The 19,077-nt window shown below is 62.0% G+C and carries 16 protein-coding genes; 10 read left to right on the top strand and 6 right to left on the bottom strand.

Going from position 1 to position 19,077, the window contains the following annotated elements:
- Positions 1–68 precede the first annotated feature (68 nt).
- Positions 69–233 carry an SPOR domain-containing protein gene (locus ACIPY2_RS07200; protein ID WP_400265663.1) on the top strand — a complete coding sequence of 55 codons (165 nt, stop codon included), beginning with the start codon at positions 69–71 and terminating at the stop codon, positions 231–233.
- Here ACIPY2_RS07200 and panB read toward each other — a convergent pair.
- Entirely contained in the window at positions 230–1,135 is a 906-nt protein-coding gene (gene panB / locus ACIPY2_RS07195) for a 3-methyl-2-oxobutanoate hydroxymethyltransferase (protein WP_400265662.1), read from the bottom strand. The two genes, ACIPY2_RS07200 and panB, sit on opposite strands and share 4 nt — an antisense overlap.
- Positions 1,136–1,320: 185 nt before the next feature.
- On the opposite strand from panB, the gene glnA (ACIPY2_RS07190) reads away from it, so the two are divergent.
- From glnA (ACIPY2_RS07190) to ACIPY2_RS07170, 5 genes are all read left to right on the top strand, one after another.
- Positions 1,321–2,661 carry a type I glutamate--ammonia ligase gene (gene glnA, locus ACIPY2_RS07190; RefSeq protein ID WP_400265661.1) on the top strand — a complete coding sequence of 447 codons (1,341 nt, stop codon included), beginning with the start codon at positions 1,321–1,323 and terminating at the stop codon, positions 2,659–2,661.
- An 8-nt stretch (positions 2,662–2,669) separates the two neighbouring features.
- A complete protein-coding gene (locus ACIPY2_RS07185; RefSeq protein ID WP_400265660.1) occupies positions 2,670–5,681 on the top strand; it encodes a bifunctional [glutamine synthetase] adenylyltransferase/[glutamine synthetase]-adenylyl-L-tyrosine phosphorylase in 3,012 nt (1,003 codons plus the stop codon).
- A complete protein-coding gene (locus ACIPY2_RS07180) occupies positions 5,678–6,235 on the top strand; it encodes a GNAT family N-acetyltransferase (RefSeq protein ID WP_400265659.1) in 558 nt (185 codons plus the stop codon). Before ACIPY2_RS07185 ends, ACIPY2_RS07180 begins: the two co-directional genes overlap by 4 nt.
- A gap of 31 nt (positions 6,236–6,266) precedes the next feature.
- Positions 6,267–6,482: an AsnC family protein gene (locus ACIPY2_RS07175; protein WP_400265658.1), complete on the top strand. Its 216-nt coding sequence runs from the start codon at positions 6,267–6,269 to the stop codon at positions 6,480–6,482.
- A gap of 588 nt (positions 6,483–7,070) precedes the next feature.
- Complete coding sequence (locus ACIPY2_RS07170; protein WP_400265657.1) at positions 7,071–7,424, top strand: hypothetical protein; 354 nt, start codon at positions 7,071–7,073, stop codon at positions 7,422–7,424.
- A 101-nt stretch (positions 7,425–7,525) separates the two neighbouring features.
- On the opposite strand, the gene glnA (ACIPY2_RS07165) is transcribed toward ACIPY2_RS07170, so the two are convergent.
- The gene (glnA, locus tag ACIPY2_RS07165) at positions 7,526–8,950 is read right to left on the bottom strand and encodes a type I glutamate--ammonia ligase (protein WP_397322857.1); all 1,425 of its coding nucleotides are present in this window, start codon (positions 8,948–8,950) and stop codon (positions 7,526–7,528) included.
- 314 nt (positions 8,951–9,264) lie between these two features.
- Between glnA (ACIPY2_RS07165) and ACIPY2_RS07160 the strand changes: the two genes are divergently transcribed.
- Complete coding sequence (locus tag ACIPY2_RS07160; protein WP_400265656.1) at positions 9,265–9,702, top strand: RDD family protein; 438 nt, start codon at positions 9,265–9,267, stop codon at positions 9,700–9,702.
- Between the two features lie 102 nt (positions 9,703–9,804).
- Here the strand turns inward: ACIPY2_RS07160 and ACIPY2_RS07155 are convergent, their stop codons facing one another.
- On the bottom strand, positions 9,805–10,566 hold the full coding sequence (locus ACIPY2_RS07155) for a DUF4191 domain-containing protein (RefSeq protein ID WP_400265655.1): 762 nt from the start codon (positions 10,564–10,566) through the stop codon (positions 9,805–9,807).
- Positions 10,567–10,765: 199 nt separating this feature from the next.
- Here ACIPY2_RS07155 and ACIPY2_RS07150 point away from each other — a divergent pair, with 199 nt between their 5' ends.
- Both ACIPY2_RS07150 and ACIPY2_RS07145 read left to right on the top strand, forming a co-directional pair.
- The gene (locus tag ACIPY2_RS07150) at positions 10,766–12,781 is read left to right on the top strand and encodes a CDP-glycerol glycerophosphotransferase family protein (RefSeq protein ID WP_400265654.1); all 2,016 of its coding nucleotides are present in this window, start codon (positions 10,766–10,768) and stop codon (positions 12,779–12,781) included.
- On the top strand, positions 12,778–14,691 hold the full coding sequence (locus ACIPY2_RS07145; protein WP_400265653.1) for a hypothetical protein: 1,914 nt from the start codon (positions 12,778–12,780) through the stop codon (positions 14,689–14,691). Before ACIPY2_RS07150 ends, ACIPY2_RS07145 begins: the two co-directional genes overlap by 4 nt.
- Positions 14,692–14,772: 81 nt before the next feature.
- Here the strand turns inward: ACIPY2_RS07145 and lipA are convergent, their stop codons facing one another.
- Complete coding sequence (lipA, locus tag ACIPY2_RS07140; RefSeq protein ID WP_400265652.1) at positions 14,773–15,780, bottom strand: lipoyl synthase; 1,008 nt, start codon at positions 15,778–15,780, stop codon at positions 14,773–14,775.
- The gene (gene lipB, locus ACIPY2_RS07135; RefSeq protein WP_400265651.1) at positions 15,777–16,508 is read right to left on the bottom strand and encodes a lipoyl(octanoyl) transferase LipB; all 732 of its coding nucleotides are present in this window, start codon (positions 16,506–16,508) and stop codon (positions 15,777–15,779) included. The genes lipA and lipB overlap by 4 nt, the downstream gene beginning before the upstream one ends.
- Positions 16,509–16,596: 88 nt before the next feature.
- On the opposite strand from lipB, the gene ACIPY2_RS07130 reads away from it, so the two are divergent.
- Entirely contained in the window at positions 16,597–18,147 is a 1,551-nt protein-coding gene (locus tag ACIPY2_RS07130) for a serine/threonine-protein kinase (protein WP_400265650.1), read from the top strand.
- Here the strand turns inward: ACIPY2_RS07130 and ACIPY2_RS07125 are convergent.
- Positions 18,144–19,043 (bottom strand): TIGR01777 family oxidoreductase, encoded by a 900-nt coding sequence (locus ACIPY2_RS07125; RefSeq protein ID WP_400265649.1) that lies wholly within the window; start codon positions 19,041–19,043, stop codon positions 18,144–18,146. The genes ACIPY2_RS07130 and ACIPY2_RS07125 overlap by 4 nt on opposite strands.
- Positions 19,044–19,077 lie beyond the last annotated feature (34 nt).

Genomic DNA, 19,077 nt, shown 5'->3' with positions numbered 1-19,077 from the left:
AATGGGCCGGAAGTGGCCCCAAGCCCGCGTTCGTTACGTGCCGGACGCCCTTGGACTAAGGAGGAAACGTGGCGGAGTACTGGTACAACGTCAAGACGCACCAGATCGAAGAGGACGCGATGTCCGACTGGACGCAGCTCATTGGCCCTTACAAGACTCGGGAAGAAGCCGAACACGCCTTGGAAAAGGTCAAGCAGCGCAACGACGCCTGGGATGCGCAGGACGACGATTAGAAGGAGTGCTCGGGTCCGGGGAATTGGCCGGACCGCACTTCGGCGCCGTAGGCCGCAGCAGCGTCGCTGAGCGTGCTCCGCAGATCCGCGTACTGCTTGACGAACTTTGCCATCTTGCCGCCGCGCAATCCGGCCATGTCCTGCCACACCAGGACCTGGCCGGTTGTGCTGTTGCCTGCGCCGATACCGACAGTGGGGACGCGGACTGCGGCGTCCACGGCCGCTGCGGTGTCCGCCGGGACCATTTCCATGAGCACGCTGAAGGCGCCGGCGTCCTGAAGTGCGATCGCGTCATCGATCAGCCGTTGCGCGTCGTCGCCGCGGCCCTGAACGCGGTAGCCGCCCAGGGAATGCTCGCTTTGCGGTGTGAAGCCGATGTGGGCCATCACCGGAATTCCGGCCTGCACCATGGCCCGGACCGTTTCGGCGTAGTAGGCCGAACCCTCAATCTTTACCGCATGGGCCAGGCCCTCCTTGAGGAAGCGCACGCCGGTAGCCACGGCCTGCCCGGGTGATACCTCATAGCTGCCAAAGGGAAGGTCTGCAATCACCAGGGCTCGCTTGGCTGATCGGCTGACAGCGCGGCACAGGGGAAGCAGCTCGTCCACCGTCACGGGCAGGCTGGTTTCGTTGCCGAATACATTGTTGGAAGCGGAATCGCCCACCAGCAATACTTCGATGCCGGCCTGATCGAAAATCTCGGCCGTGTATTGCTCGTAAGCAGTCAGCATGGCAAACCGTCCACCATTGTCCTTGGCCTGCTGCAGGTGGTGGATCCGCACCCTGCCGGGAGCCTTCGCAGGCGTTGCCGACGACGGGTGGACGGCTGCTGCCGGTCCCGTACCGTAAGGCGCGGGTACTTCGGAGGGCGTGCTGGACTCAGGGAGGTTGCTTGGGGCCATGGATAGAGCCTAAGCCGTGCCGGGGGCGGCGGCCAGCACTGTGCCAAGCGTCACCATTTGTAAACGCTGTGTTACGCGCGTCCGCTGCGGCGGCATTCGCGCGGAAGACTTAGTAGAGTGAAGGCTGAGTTGCCGCGTCTCCGAACGGAATACGAGGCATGGATACCGACCGGAAAAGAGGCCCCATGGACCGCCAGCAAGAGTTCGTTCTGCGGACGATCGAAGAGCGTGATGTGCGCTTCGTACGCTTGTGGTTCACCGACGTCGTGGGTTCGCTCAAGTCCGTGGCACTTGCTCCCGCCGAAGTCGAGGGCGCCTTTGAAGAAGGGCTCGGCTTCGATGGGTCGGCAATTGAGGGCCTGGCGCGTGTGTTCGAATCGGACATGCTGGCGCAGCCGGACCCGTCGACCTTCCAGATCCTGCCATGGCGAGGTGAGACCGAACAGACGTCCAGGATGTTCTGCGATATCCTCACCCCGGACGGCGAGCCGTCTGCTGCCGACCCCCGCAACGTCCTCAAGCGCACTCTTGCCAAGGCGGCGGACATGGGCTTCACGTGCTACACCCATCCGGAGATCGAGTTCTACCTCCTGAAGTCCAAGGACCTGGGCCCGGACGGCGCTCCCGTACCGGTGGACGAGGGCGGCTATTTTGACCACGTCCCGGGTGGCGTGGCTCAGGACTTCCGCCGCACGGCCGTGACCATGCTTGAGTCCGTGGGAATCTCCGTGGAATTCAGCCACCACGAGGGCGGTCCGGGGCAGAACGAGATCGACCTGCGCTACGCCGACGCGTTGCAGACCGCGGATAACATCATGACCTTCCGGACGGTGATCAAGGAAGTCGCCCTGCAGCAAGGCACGTACGCAACGTTCATGCCCAAGCCGTTTACGGACCACCCCGGATCCGGCATGCACACGCACTTCTCGCTTTTCGAGGGCGATACCAACGCCTTCTTCGAGGCCGGTGCCGAGTTCCAGCTGTCCAAGACGGCACGCCAGTTCATCGCCGGCATCCTTCGGCACGCCCCCGAGTTCACGGCTGTCACCAATCAGTTCGTGAATTCCTACAAGCGCCTCTGGGGCGGGGGCGAAGCTCCGAGCTACCTGAGCTGGGGACACAACAACCGTTCGGCGCTGGTCCGTGTCCCGCTGTACAAGCCGGGCAAGGGCCAGTCCGCCCGTATCGAGTACCGTGGCATCGACTCGGCCACCAACCCCTATCTGGCCTACGCCGTCCTGCTTGGTGCCGGACTCAAGGGCATCGAAGAGGGCTACGACCTCCCCGCAGCCGCCGAGGACGATGTCTGGTCGCTGACCACCGCCGAACGCAAGGCCATGGGACACGCCCCGTTGCCCGCCAGCCTCCATGACGCCATCCGTGCCATGGAGGAGTCGGAGCTTGTTGCCCGGATTCTGGGCGAGCAGGTCTTCGAGCACTTCCTTCGCAACAAGCGCGCAGAGTGGCAGGACTACCGCCTGCAGGTCACGCCTTACGAGTTGCAGCGCAACCTCGGCATCTTGTAGGAGGCTGAATGAGCCTCGCACGTCGGCTCATCTCGGCCGGATTCAGTGATCTTGAGAAGGGCGAGCGGTTCCTTGCTGCCAAGGAACTTCAAGGCATCGACCAGGAAGCCCTTTTTGCGGGGCTGGCACTTGCCGCCAGCCCCGATACTGCTCTTCAGTCGCTGGTACGCCTGATCGAGAAAAACCCGGGCCTGGCCACGCTCGCTGCCGCCCACCCGGACAAGAGCGAGCCCCTCTACAGGCTTCTTGGTGCATCGGAGGCGTTGGGGGAATTTCTCATGCGGCGGCCCGAAAACCTCGATGTTTTCGAGGCGAAGGTCAGTCCCGAGCCACTCCCGGCCTCGGCGGAAGAGCTGCGTTCGGTTCTGCTGCGCTCAGTGAAGGCCGATCCAGGTGCGCAGCGACCTGTGGCCGGCCTAACGGGGCTACCCGCCTATACAGCCCTGCGCGCCGCCTACCGCAGGGGGTTGACCCAGCTGGCGATCAAGGATCTGTGCGCAGCTTCCCCCCAGGATTTCATGCCGGCAGCCGGTGCCGAGTTGGCCGACCTTGCCGGTGCCGCCATAGAAGCGGCCCTTGCTGTTTCGAGGGTGGAAGCCTCCGGCCAGTTCGACGCGGCGGAGATTGCAGACGTCGGGCTTGCTGTGGTCGGCATGGGCAAGTGCGGCGCCCGCGAGCTGAACTACATCTCCGACGTGGACGTCATCTACGTCATTGATCCGGGTGCCCTTGACGATGCCCGCGCCGCAACCATCGGCACGGCCCTGGCTTCGGGAATTTCACGGGCCATTTCTTCGCCGGCGCCCGAGCCGGGACTGTGGGAAGTCGATGCCAACCTCAGGCCCGAAGGGAAGTCCGGTCCTTTGGTACGGACGCTGCCCTCACACCTTAGCTACTATGCGCGGTGGGCGGAAAGCTGGGAGTTCCAGGCTTTGCTCAAGGCCCGAACCATCGCAGGCGACCGGGAGCTCGGCAGGCTCTATGAAGAGGCCGTGCAACCTCTTGTGTGGGCCTCCGCGGGCCGGGAAGGATTCGTCGAGTCCGTCCAGGCGATGAGGCGCCGGGTGACCGAGCACATTCCCGCTGCGGAGGAGCAGCGTCAGATCAAACTGGGGCGCGGTGGACTCCGCGATGTCGAATTCACGGTCCAATTGCTTCAGCTGGTCCACGGCAAGTCCGATGACTCCCTTCGCTGCCGGGACACGACCTCTGCCATTGCCGCGCTGTCAGCGGGTGGCTACATCGGCCGGGTTGACGCCGCAGCCTTCGACGACGCCTACAGGTACCTGCGGGTGCTGGAACACAGGATCCAGTTGTTCCAGTTGCGGCGCACCCACCTCATGCCCGCCGCGGAGGAGGCGCAACGCTTCCTTGCGAAGGCGGTCTTGGGCCCTTTTTCGAATGAGCGCCCCAGCCCTGAGCAGCTTCTCGCGGCATGGCAAAAGACCAAACGCTCCGTACGCGAACTGCATGATCGCATCTTCTACCGCCCCCTGCTCAACACCGCCGCCAAACTGAGCAGCGAGGACGCCAAGCTCACTCCTGAGGCTGCGCAAGGACGCCTCGCCGCACTCGGTTACCTCGATCCGCAGGGGGCAATGCGCCACATTGAGGCGTTGACGGCCGGCGTCAGCCGGCGGGCTGCACTGCAACGCCAGTTGCTGCCCATCCTCCTCGGCTGGCTGGCCGAGGGCGTGGACCCCGACGCCGGTTTGCTCGCCTTCCGCAGGGTCAGCGAGGCGTTGGGCACCACCCACTGGTACCTGGGCATGCTGAGGGATTCCCAGGCGGCCGCGGAACGCTTGTGCCAGGTGTTGTCGAACTCGCGGCTCATCTCTGACCTCCTCGAAGTGTCCCCGGAGTCCGTTGCCTGGCTTGGCAGCGACAAGGATCTTGCCCCCATCCCGTTTGAGGCGCAGTGGCAGGAGATCCGCTCCAAGCTTTCCAGGCATCCGGATGCGGAAAGTGCCATGCGGCTCATCAGGCTCATCAGGCGTCGGGAAATCCTGCGTACCGCGATCGCCGATAGCTCCGGTTTGCTGGACCAGGACCAGGTGGGATCCGCTTTGGCTGAGACCGACCGGGCAGCGGTTCTCGGCGCCCTGCACGTGGCCGAGGCCTCTGTTTCGGATTCCGGACCGTTGAAGACGGACGTCCTGGTGGTTGCCATGGGGCGGCAGGGAGGCCGCGAGATCGGCTATGGCTCCGATGCCGATGTCATGTATGTTCACCGCGCCCGGCCCGGTTTCACCGACGCTGAGGCCCAGGAACAGGCGCTGGCGATTGTTGCCAAGCTCTCCAGCCTCCTGACCCAGCCCTTGAAGCCCGCCATCAAGGCCGAACGTGTGCTCCAAGTGGATGCGGACCTTCGGCCGGAGGGTAAGAACGGCGCCATGGTCCGGTCCCTTGAATCCTATGCAGAGTACTACCGCCGCTGGTCGCTGATCTGGGAAGCCCAGGCTTTGCTTCGTGCCAGGCCCATGGCAGGTTCGGACGAATTGGCCGCCGACTTTGTGAAGTTGATCGATCCCATCAGATACCCGGAGGTACTGTCCGAGCAGGACGTCCGTGAGATCCGTCGCATCAAGGCGCGGGTAGAGTCGGAGCGGCTTCCCCGGGGTGCCGACCCGGCACGACACGTGAAGCTCGGCCGCGGCGGCCTGAGCGACGTCGAGTGGCTGGTTCAGCTGCTGCAGTTGCAGCATGCCGGAAAGCATCCCGAACTGCGCAGTACGTCCACGTTAACTGCCCTGGCGGCGGCGGAAAGCCTGGGGCTGATTGGCAAGGGCGACGCCGGACTGCTGGCTCAGGCGTGGAAGCTGGCCAGCCGTATCAGGTCGGCCAACGTCATAGTCACGGGTCGCGCCTCCGACCTCCTGCCGTCCTCGAGGCGGGATCTTGAAGCCGTGGCTCGCTGGTGCGGGTATCCGCCCGGAACGGCGGGAGCCTTTGAGGAGGACTACCTTCGGTTGAGCCGCCGTGCCCGCGCGGTCTTCGAAAGGCAGTTCTACGGAACATGAAGGCAGACGGTCATAACGGCTCCGGGTACGTCTGGCTCATCAGCCTGAAGCAGCTCGATGATGATGGCCGCGCAATACAGCTGGGTGAGGTGGCCCGGATGGGCGTCAGTGCAGGGCAGCGGGACTTCGTCGGAGACCCGTTGCGCATGATGCTGGTCGGTCTTGAGGACGATTCTCGGTTTCCCTACGTTATCGAGTCGGAGGGTGCGCAGGTCGGGGTTCTGACGCTGCAATACGGCGCGGCGTCCCTGGCTGGATGGGCGGATGATGCATCGGCCTGGTTGCTGCGGGGATTTTTGATCGACGTTGCATACCAAGGGCGGGGGATGGGCTCGCTGGCTGCTGCCGCAGCCGTGGACGAAGCGCGCAAGCTGGCCCTGAGGCTGGGTGGTGCGGAGTCCGGCGTCGTGCTTTCCGTCAACGAACGCAATCCGGCGGCGCAGAAGGTCTACGCCAACGCCGGTTTTGTGGATTCCGGGCGGTACCTGGGTGGAAGCTCCGGTCCGCAGAGAACCATGTACAGGGCGTTCGACAGCGCCGTCAACCTTTGTTGACGAATGGCGTGCCGTCAACTAAGGTTGACGCATGGAGGTGGACCGGATGAAAACACTGGTTGGTTCAATGGATGGCATGGGTCCCGCTGAAGCGCTCTACGCCGTGGCCGAACTGCACAAGGAGGTGGGCCGCGCGGAGGCTTCCCTTGTCCGCGCGGCGCGCCATGCGGGGCTGTCCTGGGAAGCGATCGCGCTGTGCCTGGGCGTGTCCAAACAGGCCGTGCATAAAAAGTACGGCAAGCAGTAACGGATCCGCTGCTCTGTTCGGGCGCGGTTGCTTGGCCTAGGATTCATCCTGTGACGGTCTGGCTTGACCCGGATGGGGCCTCGTTTTCCGATACCGCCTGCTTTCGGTGTGAGCAGGCGGGTCCCCATTGGGCGTCCCGGCACTCGCTGGCCGGCATTTACGCCTGCAGGCGATGCTTTGCCACCTTCCCGGACCAGATGCCGGCCACGCAGAATGCTGAGCCCGAGGACGGCCTGCGTCTGCTCGACCCTTGCGTGCCGCTTGCTGGAACCAAGTAGTCCAAAGGCCTACGTAGGCAAAAATCGAGTACTCACTACTCGTGTCCCGGTCCGGCGCCCGCGGGCACCATAATTCCTATGACAGCCTATGTGATTGAGACAGCAGCTTTGATTCACCGCTGCCAGTGCTGCGGTGAGGAAACCAGCAGGGTCTTCTGCGACGAATGCGCAGCGCCCGAGGAACCTGGGAAGGCGCCGCGGACCCAGCACTGAAGCAAGCGCGCTCATGCAGCGACACCGCCCCGCGACGGATTCATAAGTCCCCTTATAGACTCATTGGGTAGTTTGTTCTCGATGAAAGGGGAAAGACATGGATTACAACGGAAGCCCTGCGGAACGGGCAGTGCCGGCCGGAGAGCTGGATCGACGCCACGTTGGACAATCGGTGAGCTTTCAGCCCAATGACTTCACCGTTGTTTTCGGCACTATTGCAGGTATCGCCCGGACAGAGGCCTTGGTTTATCTGTCGCTGCACGGAGTGGCCGGAGGAACGCACCTGAAGGATGAGTACGATCTGCCGATCGACAGGAACGTCTACCTTCAGCTTGATCCCCTGAGCAGCGCCGAAAAGGGTCTTGCCGACGCCGCCAAAGCCGTCAAGGACAAGCTTGACGAATTCGGGCGCAACATTCGGGACCGTGAACAGGGCAAGGACTCCGAGTAGCGGGTTACGCCCCCAGCCAGACAAGCAGAAGGGCCGCCTCCAGGTAATGCCTGGGGGCGGCCCTTCTGCTTGTCGGAAACCCTAAAGTTCCCGCTGGGTGACTAGACGCCGTAGTAGAGCTCGAACTCGTAAGGGTTCGGGCGCAGCGACAGCGGGCGGATCTCGTTCTCGTACTTGTACTCGATCCAGGTGTCGATCAGGTCCTGGGTGAAGACGCCGCCGGCCTGCAGGAATTCGTTGTCCTCACGGAGGGCCTCAAGGGCTTCTTCGAGGGTGCCCGGTGCCTTGGGGATGTCCTTGGCTTCCTCGGCAGGGAGTTCGTAGAGGTCCTTGTCGATCGGGGCCGGGGGTTCGATGCGGTTGCGGATGCCGTCGATGCCGGCCATCAGCTGGGCGGCGAACGCCAGGTAAGGGTTGGACGAGGGGTCCGGAGCGCGGAACTCGATGCGCTTGGCCTTCGGGTTGGAACCCGTGATCGGGATACGGATACCTGCGGAGCGGTTGCCCTGCGAGTAGACCATGTTGACGGGAGCTTCGAAGCCCTTGACCAGACGGCGGTAGGAGTTGACCGTCGGGTTGGTGAAGGCCAGAACGGCGGAAGAGTGCTTCAGCAGCCCGCCGATGTACCAGCGTGCGGTGTCGGAAAGACCGGCGTAGCCCTTCTCGTCGTAGAACAGCGGTTCGCCGTTGCTCCACAGCGACTGGTGGCAGTGCATGCCCGAGCCGTTGTCGCCGAAGACCGGCTTCGGCATGAAGGTCACGGACTTGCCCCAAGCGTCTGCCGTGTTCTTGATGACGTACTTGAACTTCTGGAGATCGTCAGCAGCTGCAGTCAGCGTGGTGAACTTGTAGTTGATTTCTGCCTGGCCTGCGGAACCAACCTCGTGGTGGGAGCGTTCGACCTCGAGGCCTGCCTTGTCCAGCTCAACGCACATGGCGTCGCGGAGGTCGGCCTGCTTGTCCGTGGGGGAGACGGGGAAGTAGCCGCCCTTGACGGGGGTCTTGTAGCCGAGGTTGCCGCCCTCTTCCTTGCGGCCGGTGTTCCAGTGCGCCTCTTCGGAGTCGATCTTGTAGAAGCTGCCCTGCGGGGAGGATTCGTACTGGATGTTGTCGAAGACGAAGAACTCAGCCTCGGGAGCGAAGAACGCCGTGTCGGCAATGCCGGTGGATGCCAGGTAGGCTTCGGCCTTTTCTGCCACGCCGCGGGGGTCGCGATGGTAGGGGTCTCCGGTGCGGGGGTTCACGATGGAGAAGTTCAGGGCGAGGGTCTTCTCAATGCGGAACGTGTCGACGAAGGCCGAGGTGACGTCCGGGATGAGCTGCATGTCGGATTCGGCGATGCCCTGGAATCCGCGGATGGAGGAACCGTCGAAGAGCTGACCGTTCACGAAGAAGTCGAGGTCCACGCTCTTGGCCGGCACGTTGAAGTGCTGCTGGACGCCGGGGAGGTCGGTGAAGCGGATATCGACGAACTTAACGTCTTCTTCTTTGATGAACTTGAGGACTTCGTCCGCAGTCTTGAACATCTATGCTCCTTATGCATATAAGTAACAGGCCCTGAAGGCCAAGTGGTCCAGCCCAAACCAGGCGCTGGAGACACAGAAAAATCCCTTTGCCACGCTGGCTGGCAACTTCTATCACCTTAGGGAGACGGGATTTCCCGGGAGTGTCAGTATTGTTTCCGGCAGGTTACAGAATCGTCTGTTGTGTAAACGGTAGTCGGCTCGCCCGTGTCCGGTCCACGAGCGTCCGGTTGGCGAACACGGGGAGGCGCTTGAGTCGGCAAGGGAGCTGTCCGACGCCGGCAGTCCGGGCTGCCGCCAAGAGTTAAGCTTGGTGGGTGGTTGATCGAAAAGACATTGGCTCCTGGTTGAGCGGTCCGGATACGTCCGGCATTTCCAAGTATCCCGGCGAGCGTCTGGGCCTGCCCGAGTCCGGCCCCGGCTCCATGGCACGGGCAGGGCGACGAATATTGGCAATTGTGATCGACTGGACGATCGCCTTGGTGATCAGTAACTTTGCGTTTGGCGGAAACCAGTGGGCGACCCTCGCAGTTTTTGCGGTGGAGCAGATTTTGCTGATCGGGACCCTCGGCTACAGCATTGGGCACAGAATCACAGGGATCCACGTGGTCCGGCTTGCAGGCGGGCAGCCCGGACCTCTTGCCGCCGTCGTCCGGACGCTGCTTGTTTGCCTTGTTATTCCGGCCGTTATTTTCGACCCGGACCAGCGTGGGCTCCACGACAAGGCCATGAACACCATTCTCATCCGTATGTAGCGCAGGCATCAGTTTTCGGAGGCCGTCAGGCAAAGCGCCCTGCAAAGCAAAGAACCGCCCCGGTCCCTTGAAGGACCGGGGCGGTTCTCTTTGAATCCCGTATCAGCGGCCGCGCGCCGCCTTGCGGTCGGGGCGGGCTTTATAGGGATCGATTCCCTTGGGGATGGGCAGTCGGTTGCCCAGGGAATTGATGCGCTTGGAGACCGCATTGACCTCTACCTTGGTCAATTCGTTCTTCATTTTGCCCATGGTCTTGGCGAGCTTGTTCAGGGGGACCTGGCCCTCACCCCGGCCCGATTCAAGAACATGGATGGTGACGTTGGGAAGGATCCGTCCCAGCCGTTTCCGCTCGGATTCCACCAACGGCTTGACGCGGTGGCTGGGTCCTTCGCTGACCAGCACTACGCCGGGGCGGCCAATGGCCATGAAAACGGCGTCCTGGGTGCGTGGGTTGACGGCAACAGGTTGATCCTGCGTTACCCAGCCCCGGCGAAGGGTGCCGAGTGCGGCTCCGGAGGCTCCTGGTTGGTTTTCGATCTGCGCGAAGGCTGCCCTTTCGGCCCGACGGGAAAGGATGAAGACTGCGGCGAGCAGGCCCAGCGGGATACCGATGATCAGGCCGGTGACCCAGTTCTCAAGGAGGTAGCCGATGAGGAAAGCAACGGCAACGACTCCGAGGAACGCGAGCACCATGATCCACACGACTTGGGGATCATTCCGCCGTGTCATCTTGAAGACCTCAGCGATCTGCTTCAGTTGGCTGGGCTTCTTGGCCTTGGCTTCCTTGGGCTTGCGCTGGAACAGCCCACGCTTGGGAGCGTCGGCCGTGGGGGTCGAGTTGCTGGAATCAGGGGAGTTCGCCATAGTGCATTAATTCTACGTGATGCAGGCCCCCGGACCGGACGTCCCAAGCTGCTTGGGACCGAGCAGGGCCATTTCTTTTCCGTCACGTTTCATTGCGGGCGTCACTTTATACGTGGGAAACACTTGCCGGGAACCGAGGAAGGACCGGATCTGCCCATAGAAACCCGTTCGCAACACATTGGGGGAAAAGATGTCAGATGTGCCGCCGCTGCTAACCATCGTTCTCGAAGAGCCGGGAACCGTGGACCGGGAAACCGATATGTACCGACGACTGGTGGCGGCCAGGCTCAGGTTCGATTCCGAATTCGCTATCCAGCAATCCCAGGAACCCTTGACCACGCAGGTTATCGCCAGGCTATGCCAGGAAATCGGCAGCACGTACATCGTCTTCATGAAAACGAGCCACCAGCTCTCGGCAAACTATGTCTCCAGCATGATCACCTACCTTCGGAATCGCACTGTCTACTTGGCCGAACCGGTGATCTACACGGGGACGCTCCCGAAGAACGTTGCTCGAAACGAACTCAAGGACCCGTACCACTACGCCCGGGACACCGACGTCTACGGTCCCGCCTTCAATACCCGTCGACTGGCCGATGCCCTCCAAGCGATCGGTGACGTCGACCGCTCGGCCCTGTACCTCAGTTACAGGCTGTATTGGTCGATCGGGAACGTCCGCCCCCTCCCTACCGGATTTTCGGTCGCCTCCGACACAAAGGCCGCAATCGGGCTCCAGTTGTCCGAGGAGGCGCTCCGATTGGTCCCCCTGATCCCCGCAGTTTCGAAGCCCCTCCGGTTGTACGTCCTGCGTTTCCTGGTTTTGTTCCTGCGCGGAATGCGCGTTCAAAAGGCAACGGCCGTTGGTCTGGCCCACCTTCGCGAACTTGTGGTCAACTACCAACTGGTCGAGCTTTTGGGCATGGTGGAGCCGCTGCAACCTTTCGAGGCCGCCTGGGTCCGGTGGCTGGAGGACCCGGGCGCAGACAAGCACCTTTACAAGCAGCTCAGCCGGGAGGACATTTACCTCCTCTTCGAAACGGGCCAGGCTTATGGCAACCAGGATCTTCTGCTTTACGAATTGCTGTTCGGTGAGGACATTGTTCGCATTGGCAAGTCCTACCTGCCGCGGTCGTTGAGGCCCGGCCACGCCCGACCCGGGAGCTACAACTTCTATGAGCGGCCGATCGGGCCAAAATCGGGGATCCTGTTCTTCGACCGCCCCATGCAGGCAGACGATAATGCCGAACACCTGTATGACTACTTCCGATCAGCGCATCCGGAGTACACGGAGGCCTGGTTTGCCCTGAACCCCAAGTCACCGGATTGGGAAAGGCTTGAGGCGAAAGGATTCAAGCTCGTACCAATCTTCAGCCCGGAATTCTATGAGAACTTCCTCGTTTCCGACCTCGTTGTGTCCTCGCAGATCTACAACGTCAGGTACAGAGGCAAATCGTTCGCCAACTCCCGATTTGTGTATCTCCAGCACGGAATCCAGCTCAATGACATGACGGACTGGCTACTCTCCAAGTACTTCGATGTTTTCATTGCAACAGGGCAGTTCGAGGCTGACTACATGGGCAAGCTTGCCCCCGTGGAAACCTTGAACTCCGGATTGCCGCGAATGGAGACCCTTGCGCGGGAGGAGCACCAGCCCAGCCATTTGCTCTTCATGCCTACATGGCGGTTCAACCTTCATCAGGCATCCACTGAGCAATTCCTGCAGTCCCGGTACTTTGGGGCAATTGAAGGTCTCCTCAAGGATCCCGCGCTGCTCCGGTTCCTGGAAGAGACGGACCGCAGGCTGGAGGTGAAACTCCATCCAAACGTGGAGAAACGTTCCGGCCTCTTCACCTTCTCGGAACGCGTGGTCCAGTCCACCTTGAGTTACCGCGAAGCGATCCGTGGGGCGGAGATGGTGTTCACGGATTACAGTTCCGCTGTCCTCGACGCAGCCTTTATCCGGGTGCCTATCGCCTACTACCACTGGGACCGCGCTGAGTTTTTCCGGGATCAACCGTACGAGGGGCGGTTGGATTACGAAGAGGAGGGCCTTGGACCGGTGTTCAGTGACCACACCGGGGTTATCGACCACATCGTCAAGGAGCGGTTCGCCCTGCAGGACCCCATGTACGAGGCACGGCGCCGACGGTTCTTCCATGGGGTGGATCCCGAACGCATCAACCAGAAAATCGTCGAAAGGATGTTGGCCCTGTGACCTCTCGTCTGCAGAACATCAAGAGCAGGGTCAAGCACGCCGGCAAGGTTGTGGTCTACTCGTCGACGGGGACGGAGATTGCAAGGGCACTCATGGCTTCGCCGCCAGGGTCGCCTGCAAAACGCTTGCTCAAGGTCAGGGGACTCGAGGGCAGAATCCGCAGGGTGGCTTCAGAGAAGCTTCCTTCCGGGGTCTTCTTTGCCAAGCTGACCATCAGCAATTGGCAGGAACTAGTGGGTTCACCTTTCCGGCTTTTTGAAGACGGCGAGATGGTTTACGGAAACGTCATTGAACCACCCGCGCGCGGCTTTCCGCTTGAGTATCGCAACATCATGGTTCGTTCGGACGATCCTGCGCGGTATCACCTGGACTTGGATGTGCCCTTCGACTTGAAGATCGGACATGGCGCCTACACCACCCCACAGCAATTGGCCTACGACGAACAGTATGGAGTCGAGCAGCACGGGGATACCTACTATTCGCTGCGGGGGAATACCGTCAATCCAAAGAAGCTCCTGATAACTTTTCCGGGCTTCGGTCCATCGACAACCCGGGTGTCCTATGCGGTGAGCTATCTGAAAGCCCTTACTGATGCGGACTTGCAAGAGACCCTTATGGTCTGCTTCCAGGATCGCTACCTCGCGGCCGGTTCCTACATGCTGGTCGACAATGCGGGTAGGCCCCTCGAAGACAGGGTGACCGCCACCATCGAAGGCCTGCGCAAGCGATTCGGCATTGACCCCGCCGCGATGCTGTTCTTTGGCGCTTCGAAGGGCGGTTCGATCGCCATCCAGTATGCGCGGACGTTTCCGGCGGCGAGGCTGTTGTTGGCAGCTCCGCAAATGAACCTGCCGTATTACTTCAGCAAGCCCTTCTTTAAGGACAACCTCTTCCGGAACCGATCCCTTAGGAGCATGCAACAGCCGGAAGAGCGTCTGCGGCAGTATTTTGCCGAGGGCAGGACCATCGATTACTTCTACACCGACTCGGACGAACTCAGTAACCATTCGCTGATTGAGCTGGTGCAAGACGTGCCGAATCTCACCAAGTACCGGATCAACGGCAAACACGCCGAGGTTGCGCGAACGGCACTTCCAGCCATGCTCGGGATCATCAGGCAGTTCTTGGCTGGAGCATCGGTAGAACGCTTCGAATGCGAAGAACTACGTGCGTTCCATGGTGATGAGGGCGTCCAGTTGCAGGTCCGTGTCGACCCGAAGGCGTCCTCGGTGAGTAACGCGAATTGGTTTGTGGAAGGGCACTGCGGCCGCACCCGATTCCTGCAACTCATGACCAACCATTCCTACGACTTCGTCAAGTACACGTCAGCGGAACAGATTCTCTTCAAGTCCAGCGACCCGGTGGAGCACATGACGTCGGTTACCGCAATCGCGCCAGAGGGAACGCGCTGGACGGCAGCACTGCCCAAGCGTCTCAACCCCGGACGGAGAGCATTGAAGCAAGAGCTGCCAACGGCAGCCTTGAGCCTCACATCCGATGTGGTCCAGGACTATGCAATCCTGGACGGCAACGCCCGTGCCCGGTTCCGCTACCGCGCCTGGCGGGCCAATGCCGGCGGAAACACCATGGAAGTGCACGTCGTATCCGACGTTTTCGCCTCTGTGGAAGCGCTTGTTCATTCGGATTCGACATGGCGGTCAGGGTTTGTCGCACTGGTGCAACCCCTTGACGGCTTGAGTCTTGCCCATCTGATGGCGCTTCGAATGGTTGTGGCCGCCGATGTGCCTCACTTGGCTGTAGCCGTAGACGGCACCTTGGATCCCGAGGACACCCCGGATGGGCTGCCGGCAATCGAATGGGACAGCCTACGGGTCATCGACCCAAGAGACGGAGAAACAGTTGCCGTCAGCATTGGGCCTGGGCCACGGGAGCCGGGACAGGAGCCATAAGAGACTGCGTTAAAAGCGACAGGCGCCCCTGTGTTGCTGAGGGGCGCCTGTGGAACCCGGAGACCGGGCTGTGGCTGTGTTCTAGTTGTGGGCGGCGAGGATGGTGGAGGCTTCCTGGCGGGTGGTTCCGGAGGATTCGATGTGGGCCAGGGCTTCGGGGATGTCCCAGCCCTTTTTGCGCATCGCGGTGGCCCACAGCCGGCCGGCCCGGTAGGAGGAACGCACCAGCGGCCCGGACATGACGCCGAGGAAGCCGATCTCTTCGGCTTCGTGCTGGAGGTCCACGAATTCCTGGGGCTTGACCCAGCGGTCCACGGGCAGGTGCCGTTCGGAGGGGCGCAGGTACTGGGTGATCGTGATCAGGTCACACCCGGCAGCGTGCAGGTCGCGGAGGGCTTCGGAGATTTCCTCGCGGGTCTCGCCCATGCCCAGGATCAGGTTGGACTTGGTCACCATGCCCAGGTCCCGGCCTTGGGTGATGACATCCAGGGACCGTTCGTACCGGAACGCGGGCCGGATCCGCTTGAAGATCCTCGGCACGGTCTCGACGTTGTGGGCGAACACTTCGGGTTTGGATTCGCAGATCGCGGTGATGTGTTCGGGTTTGCCGGAGAAGTCAGGGATCAGCAGCTCCACCCCGGTGCCGGGGTTCAGTTCATGGATTTTGCGGACCGTTTCGGCGTACAGCCACACGCCTTCGTCTTCGAGGTCGTCGCGGGCCACGCCGGTGACCGTGGCGTAGCGCAGCTGCATGGCCTGCACGGACCGGGCCACCTTGGTCGGTTCGAACCGGTCCAGCGGGGAGGGCTTGCCGGTATCGATCTGGCAGAAATCACAACGCCGGGTGCACTCGGACCCGCCGATCAGGAACGTCGCTTCCTTGTCTTCCCAGCACTCGAAAATGTTCGGGCACCCGGCCTCCTCGCACACGGTGTGCAGGCCTTCCTTCTTCACCAGGTTCTTCAACCCGACGAGCTCCGGCCCCATCTGGACCTTTGCCTTGATCCACTCAGGCTTACGTTCAACCGGCACCGCCGAATTACGCTGCTCAATACGCAGCAGCTTGCGGCCTTCAGGGGCGAGAGTCACTGGAGGGCTCCTTCTGGAGTGGAAACTAGGGCTTCTTCGTGTTTGCGGAACTCTTCCACGAAGCGGTCAACGATGTCTGCGGGGTTAATGGTGCGGCCGGTTTCCAGCGACATGGTGGTTACGCTGGCGTCCGTAATCCCGCAGGCAATGATCTGCGCGTAGGGTGTGAGGTCGTTGCTGCAGTTGATGGCCACTCCATGCATGGTGACACCGTCCAGTACCCGAATGCCGATGGCGGCAATTTTGCGGTCGGGGCCCTTCTCATCAGCAAGAACCCACACGCCTGCACGGCCTTTGACTCGGACTGCAGGGATGCCGTAGTCCTCCATGATGGCGATCATGGTGGCCTCAAGCCGTTCCACGTAGTCCCGGATTCCGGCGCGGTTCTTCAGCTTGAGAATGGGATAGGCAATGAGCTGACCTGGACCGTGCCAGGTAAGTTTGCCACCCCGGTCCACCGGAACCACGGGCGTGCCGTCGAAGGGGCGTTCGTGATCTTCCGTGAGTTTGCCCGCCGTGTAGACAGACGCGTGCTCGAGAAGCAGGACGGTACTGTTTTTCTCACCGGCAACAACTTTGTTGTGGATTTCCCGTTGAAGGTCCCAGCCCTGCACGTAATCGACGAAATCCGGGGCAAGACCCAGTTGTGAAAACTCAAGAGTCATGCGTTCAAGCTTAGACCCAGTGCGACTCAGCCCATGATTTTGTGGTGAACCTCTCAGTCGCATCTGACCCGGGCGAGGAGTACCTCAGGAGGGTGGGCGGAGCCTGTGGATAACTTCTGCACGAAAGTCCGTCGTCAGGTAGACCTTTGACATGGAGACTTTGGACACCGGGACACCGCTGCCGCCAGTCGTTCCCGGTTATACCTGCTCGCGGCTGCTGGGCCGCGGCGCGTCGGCAACAGTATGGCTGGCAGCCAGGAATGCGGACGGGGCCCGCTTCGCGGTGAAGTACACGGACGACGGCGCAGGCAAGCCGCAAGAAATGGAGCGGCTCCGCCGGGAGGCGCGCATCGTGTCGGCAGCGAGCCACGAACATTTGGTATCAATCCACGAACTGGTCAAGGTGCCCGGCAGCACGGAAGGTGGTGCCGCCGGAATCGCAGTGGTCATGGACTATGCACCCGGCGGTTCCCTGGCCGACGTCATATCGGCCCGCGGAAAGATCGGAGTAGGTGAATGCGTCACAGTATTGACGCCGATGGCGCAAGCCTTGGCGCATCTGCACAGCCAGGGAATAGGTCACGGTGATGTCTCGCCGGGAAATGTCCTTTTCACCGCCCAAGGCAAACCGTTGTTGGCTGACCTGGGACTCGCTGGGCTGCTGGGGGAGCGCCAACAATCCTTGGGTGCTGGAACACCGGGATTCGCCGAGCCCTCCTCGGGCCCAGGCTATCGGCCAAGCGATGCGCTTCAACCTGCAAGGGATATCTACTCCCTGGCCGCGCTGGGCTGGTATTGCCTGACCGGCCATGCTCCGGAGCCTGCGCGGAACCGTCCTCCTTTGGCCGTGCTGGTTCCCGATGTCCCCAAAACCTTGGTAGGGGTGCTCGAGGCCGGGCTGAACCCTGATGCAAAGGCGCGTCCCACGGCCAAGGAGTTTTCTGCGGCCATTTACAGGACCGCTTCGCCGGAACCCGTGGACCTGGCCGGTTCTGTCCATGCCTCGGTCATCCCCGAACTGTTGACCCGGCGGGCGGCAGGCACACGGGGTCGGAGGCGCGGAGTCCTGCCAAGATTCGCACGCCGCCCCAGTCTTCCCTTAGCCGCCTCTCCAAGGCTCGAGCCAGGACAGGGCAAGAGGCTCTTTTTGAAACGTGCGCTGACCGGCGCGGTCTGCTTGGCTGTGGGTTGCGCCACGTGGCTTGTCTGGTCGGGAAACTTTGTCCCCCAGCCGGCTCCTGCAGCTGCAGTAGCCGTCGCGGGGACCACGCCGGTCGCCCAGCCGGACATTCCGGCGGTCCTTGCGGAACAGCTCGGGTCTCCGGACGCTGGTGCTGCCATGGCAGCACTTGCATCAGTCCGCGATTTGGCCCTGAACGAAGGTCGCCCCGAACTGCTGGAGTTGGTCAATGTTCCCGGCTCTCCCGCGGCAATTGCAGACCAGTCACTTGCAGAGCAGCTGACCTCCCAGGGCGTCCACCTGGCCGGGTTCAGTACGGAACTGAAGGCCGTAGAGCAGACTTCCAAGGACGGAAACCACGCAGTGATGGCCGTGACCGCCGTGACGTCGAGCTATGAGGAGCGCAACGCGCAGGGCCAGGTCATCCGATGGAAACCGTACGGCGAGCAACAGCACATCGCAGTTGTGCTCACCAGAGTCGACGGCAAGTGGCGCATTTCCGAGATCCTGAACGGTAGTTAGGAAATCGTTTCCGCTTTCAGCCAGGACATGGCCTGGCTCAGGGAGGGATGTTGCCAATGGAACCCGGCACCGGCGAGCCGCCCTGGATCCATAGCCTGGTTGGCCATGACAAGTTCATCGGCCAGACCGCCCAGCAACAGCTTCAGTGCGGGGCGGGGAACCCTGAAGACGGCCGGACGGTGGAAGGCTTCAGCCAGCTTGGCGACGATCGTGTTGACATCGGCAATGCCGGGCGCGCAGACGTTTACTGCCCCTTCGACGTCGGCAGTGACAAGGAATGCAAGCGCGGCTGCCTCGTCAGCGAGGGTGATCCATGGCCAATACTGCCTCCCGTCCCCAAAGGGACCGCCCAGTCCCAGCTTGAGGAGGGGGAGCAGCGGCCCGAGCGCGCCACCTGAGGTGCTGAGGATGACTCCGGTCCGCGGGGTGACCACCCTGACAGCCTCAGGGGCGGTCCTGGCTGCAGCTTCCCATTCCACACAGAGCGGGCCAAGAACGCCTGAGCCTGCAGGAGCACTTTCCCTTAGGACCTCATTGCGTGAAGCTCCGTAGAATCCCGAGGCTGATTGGCTGATGAAGGTGCCTGGCGGGTTATCCATCTCTTCCATGGCGGCGGCCAGGGTGCGGGTCGGCTGAAGTCGTGAGTCGTAGAGTTCCCTGATCCGGCTTTTGGTCCAGGGCCGGTCTCCGATTCCTGCGCCTGAAAGATTGATGACTGCATCGGCGCCGTCGAGCACCGCCTTGTCCAGCAACCCCGCCGCCGGGTCCCAGAAGCGTTCGCCGGTTGTCCGGGCAGGCCGGCGGACGAGCCGGATGACCTCGTCCCCTCGCGACTCCAGGAGTTTCGATACCGCGCTTCCAATCATCCCGGACGCACCGGACATCACGATTCGCATGACCCATCTCACCATGCCGCAGGGGCGTGCCGGA

The sequence above is a fragment of the Paenarthrobacter sp. NPDC089675 genome, from assembly GCF_044749185.1.
Classification (GTDB): Bacteria; Actinomycetota; Actinomycetes; order Actinomycetales; family Micrococcaceae; genus Arthrobacter.
The sequence above is the reverse complement of the archived record's forward strand: the minus strand, read 5'-3'. Positions and strand labels throughout refer to the sequence as shown.